4 protein-coding genes are annotated in these 4,201 nt (G+C 73.5%); 1 reads left to right on the top strand and 3 read right to left on the bottom strand.

The features are described 5' to 3' along the window. From ACOV8S_RS26995 to ACOV8S_RS26985, 3 genes are all read right to left on the bottom strand, one after another. The coding region (locus ACOV8S_RS26995) for an iron chelate uptake ABC transporter family permease subunit (protein WP_448320985.1) at window positions 1-242 on the bottom strand (242 nt) is incomplete at its 3' end. Between the two features lie 4 nt (window positions 243-246). Then, window positions 247-1,248: an iron-siderophore ABC transporter substrate-binding protein gene (locus ACOV8S_RS26990; protein ID WP_448320983.1), complete on the bottom strand. Its 1,002-nt coding sequence runs from the start codon at window positions 1,246-1,248 to the stop codon at window positions 247-249. Further along, window positions 1,245-2,096 carry an ABC transporter ATP-binding protein gene (locus tag ACOV8S_RS26985; protein WP_448320981.1) on the bottom strand — a complete coding sequence of 284 codons (852 nt, stop codon included), beginning with the start codon at window positions 2,094-2,096 and terminating at the stop codon, window positions 1,245-1,247. Before ACOV8S_RS26985 ends, ACOV8S_RS26990 begins: the two co-directional genes overlap by 4 nt. 636 nt (window positions 2,097-2,732) lie before the next feature. On the opposite strand from ACOV8S_RS26985, the gene ACOV8S_RS26980 reads away from it, so the two are divergent. Further along, the coding region (locus ACOV8S_RS26980) for a serine hydrolase domain-containing protein (RefSeq protein ID WP_448320980.1) at window positions 2,733-4,201 on the top strand (1,469 nt) is incomplete at its 3' end.

Raw genomic sequence — 4,201 nt, 5'->3', positions numbered from 1 at the left:
GCCATGCCGAGCACGGCGCCGACCAGCAGGCCGGCCGCCATGCGCGGCAGACGCGAGGCGATCACCACGGAGGCGTCGCCGGGGTCGGCGGCGCCGGTGAGCGCCTTCCACAGCTCGGGTGCGCCCGCCGTGGCGGTGCCCTGGGTGACGTCGACCGCCGCGAGGACGGCGACCAGCAGGGCCAGTGCGGCCGTCACCGCGGCCGCGGCCGGGGTGGCTGTTCTGGGTGCGGTGACGGCCATGGCGTTACTTCTTCGTCAGCGCCTCGACGAGGGCGTCGACGTACGCCTCCATCGAGCCGGGGCCGCCGAACATCCAGATGCCGTCGTCGAGACGGTGCACGTCACCGGACTCGACGAACGGGAGCGACTTCCACACGGCGTTGTCCTTGAGGATGCCGCCCTCGGCGAAGGGGGTGCTGTTCTCGTCGCCGTCGCTGCCGATGTAGGCGAAGCGGGTGTCCTTCGGGAGCTTGGTGAGACCCTCGACGTCGGTGGCGGCCAGGCCGTACGACTTGTCGCCCTTCACCTTCCAGGTGTTCTTCAGGCCCAGCTCGGTGTTGACCTCGCCGATGAGGGAGGTGGCCGTGAACGGGCGGACCGATACCTGGTTGGACGTCACGTAGCCGTCGGCGAAGGCTATGCCCTCGCCGGCCAGGCCGGCCTCGTCCAGCGCCTTCTTCCCCTCGGCGAGCTTGGCGTCGAACCGCTCGCGCACCTGCCCCGCCTTGTCCTCCGTGCCGGTGGCCTTGGCGATGAGGTCGACGTTCTCCAGCATCTGGTCGATCTGGCCGGCGCCGTCGGCCGAGCGGACCTGGAGGACGGGGGCGACGTCGCGCAGCTGCTTGACGGCGGCCTCCGGAAGGTCGGTGGTGGCGACGATCAGGTCGGGCGCCAGCGCGGCGACGGTGTCCATGCTGGGTTCGCCGCGGGTGCCGATGTCCTTGGGCTCGCCCTCGAGCGGGACGGCCGTGTTCCACAGCTGGTAGCCCTTGACGTCCGCGACGCCGGCCGGCTGGACGCCGAGCGAGAGCAGGCTCTCCACGACGTTCCACTCGGTGCCGACGACCTTGGTCGCCGGGCCGTCGAGCTTCACCTGGGCGCCGGAGGCGTCGGTGAGGGTGACGGCCTTCGCCTTCTTGCCGTCCTGGGCGCCCTTGGCGTCGGCGGCGGGCTCGGTGGTGCCGCAGGCGCTCAGCGCGAGGGCGGCGACGGCGGCCGTGGCCGCGACGAGGAGGTGACGCTTCATGAGGAGGGGAGGAGCCTTTCGGGCGTGGTGCGGGTGTGGTGCCGGCCCACCGCGCGGGTGCGCAGCTGGCCGGTGAGGGGGTCGGTGTCGACCTCGATGCGGATGCCGTAGGTCGCGGTCAGCCGCTCCGGGGTGAGGACCTCGGCGGGCGTGCCGTCCGCGACGATCCGGCCGTCGTGCAGGAGCACGACGCGGTCGGCGACGGCGGCCGTCTGGTCGAGGTCGTGGAGGACGACCCCGACGGCGATGCCGTGGTCGTCCGCCAGGTCGCGGATCAGATCGAGGAGTTCGACCTGGTAGCGGAGATCCAGGTAGGTGGTGGGCTCGTCGAGGAGCAGCACACCGGTCTCCTGGGCCAGGCAGCCGGCCAGCCAGACGCGCTGGAGCTGGCCGCCGGAGAGGTGCTCGGCGCCGCGGTCCGCGAGGCCGGTCGTGCCGGTGAGGGCCAGTGCCCGGTCGACGGCGGCCGTGCCGCCCGGGTCGGCCCTGCCCCAGCGGCCCCGGTACGGGTAGCGGCCGAACTCGACCACGTCGCGCACGGTGAGCCCGGAGGGGGTGGGGCGCGCCTGCGTCAGCAGGGCGACCCGGCGGGAGAACTCACGGGCCGTCAGGGCGAGCGCGTCGGTCTCCTGCTCCCCGTCGGCGTGCTCGTCGGCGAGGGTGAGGCTGCCGGCGCGCGCCTGCTGCAGGCGGGCCATGGTGCGCAACAGGGTGGACTTCCCGCTGCCGTTGGGGCCCGCCAGGACGGTCACCTCGCCCGGCCGCAGGGTCACGTCGGCCTGGTGGACGACAGGGGTTCCGTCGTACGCCACGGTGATCTCGGTCGCCGTGAGTCGGTGCCCACGCATGGGTCTGACCTGGGAGGTCTCTTCGGCTCTCACGCCCTTAGGTTAGCCTAACCTAAACCTGCTTTCGACAGGGGTGCGGCGGCGCTTGTCCCGCTTCGCGTCCTGCGGTGGCGCGGGGGCAAGGTCATTGTTCGGTCTCCGTCGGCCGAGGTGTCCGGTCACGGCACTGTGCGGCGGCATATGTCTTCTGTCCTGGACTGCCAGGTGCCGGTCAATGTCCTGCTGCCGTCCGCGGCCGGCCGGTGCGGCGCGGCGGGACGACTTCTGGCTGCTCGGGGGCCCTTGACGTGACTCGGGTGCGAGCGTCCAGGGTCCGCGGGGCGAACCGTCGGGGCCGGGCGGGCGTCACGGTGCGGCGGCATTCGCGTGCACAGAAGATTACTTACGGTCAAATCATGGACTGATTTACACACCATAGTCACTGTCTGGATGTGTATGGTCCGGAATCACTAGTTAGCAGACACAAAGCGAGAGTTGTGCTTAATCTCTGACTCGGTCTTGGAGGCCGGTCCCCCCGGGCCGGCTTCGCGCATCAACGTCGCGAACGTGCGGCGCACGTCCCCACCCGTCCGGATCCGTCCCCGTTCCGGCCGGTGCGTCATCAACAGAGCACGGATTCCCAGGAGGCCCCGCTCCATGCCGCACGTGCCCCCTACACATGTAGCCGAGGGGCGCCCCTCCCTCGGCCGCAGCACGCTTCAGCACCGCCTCGACGAACTGGCCCGCGCGCACGGAGTGCCGGGCGCCCAGCTCGCCGTCCACACCGGCGCCGAGGTGATCGGCGTCCACACCGGGACCGCCGACGCCGCCACCGGCGCCCCCTTCACTCCGGACACGGTCGTGCCGACCGGTTCGGTGACCAAGCTCTGCACGGCGGCCGCCGTGGCGGTTCTCGCCGACGACGGCGACATCGACCTCGACGAGCCGGCCGCCGCGTCGCTGCCCGAACTACGCGCGATACCCGAGGTGACCGTGCGTCACCTGCTCAGCCACACCTCCGGGCTGCCGACCGGGCCGGACTCCGACACCGCCGCCGGACTCACCGCGCCGCGGCTCCTGGCCTCGGTCTGCTCCCCGCGCGACCTGCTGTTCGCGCCGGGCAGCGGCTTCTCCTACTCCAACGCCGGCTATGTGGCCGCCGGCCGTCTGGTCGAGGAGGTCACCGGCATGACCTGGCGGGAGGCGGTACGGGCCCTGCTGTTCGAGCCGCTGGGCATACGCCCCCACCTCCTCCAGGACCCCGCGTCCGACCGGCCCGTCGCCGCCGGTCACGCCCGCAACACCGCCTCCGGCCGCCTGGTGCCCGTCGGGCAGAACCTCGCCCCCGTCGAGGCCCCGGCCGGCGCCCTGCTGGCCGGCGCACTGGACCTGCTGGCCCTCGGCCGGGCGCTCGCCGGTCACTCCACCGCACTGCCGCCCGCCGCGGCCGAGTCGATGCGCCGCCCTGCCCCCGGCGCGCGCCCGGGCGCGCTGGCCGACGGCTGGGGGGCCGGCGCGGCCCTCTTCCGGGGCGAGGACCGCTGGTGGTGCGGCCACGACGGCAACGCCCAGGGAACCTCCTGCCACCTGCGCGTCGACCCCCTCTCCGGGGTGGTCGTCGCCTTCACCGGCAACGCGAGCTCCGCGACCGCCCTGTGGCGTGAGCTCGCCGGCGAACTGGGTGCGCTCACCGGCCTGGTGGCCCCCGCGGCGACCCGCCCCGGACACGGCCGGAGCCCGGCCCCGCTGCCGGCCGGCTGCGCCGGCGTCTACCGCAACGGCACGGTCGAGTACCGGGTGGGCCTCGACGCCTCCGGCCGGCCGTTCCTCTCCGTCGACGGCGACGTCCCGCTCCCGCTGGTGTGCCACGCGGACCTCGAGTTCGACCTGGCCGACCCGGAGAGCGGCCGCCGTGAGCCCGGCGGTCACTTCCACCGCGATCCCCTGACGGGGACCGTCGACCGGGTGCAGGTCTCCGGGCGCGCGGCCCGCAGGGTGAAGGGCGCCGATCCCGAGGCCCGCCCGGTGGACCTCAGGGGCCCGGGTGTCCACGCCCCACGCCACCCCGGCGCGGCGGCCAGGCCCGGCCGGGTGCCGGCCGGTTCGCATCTGCGCGGGCTCGTGCC

It is taken from the genome of Streptomyces sp. CO7, from assembly GCF_053474865.1.
The sequence above is the reverse complement of the archived record's forward strand: the minus strand, read 5'-3'. Positions and strand labels throughout refer to the sequence as shown.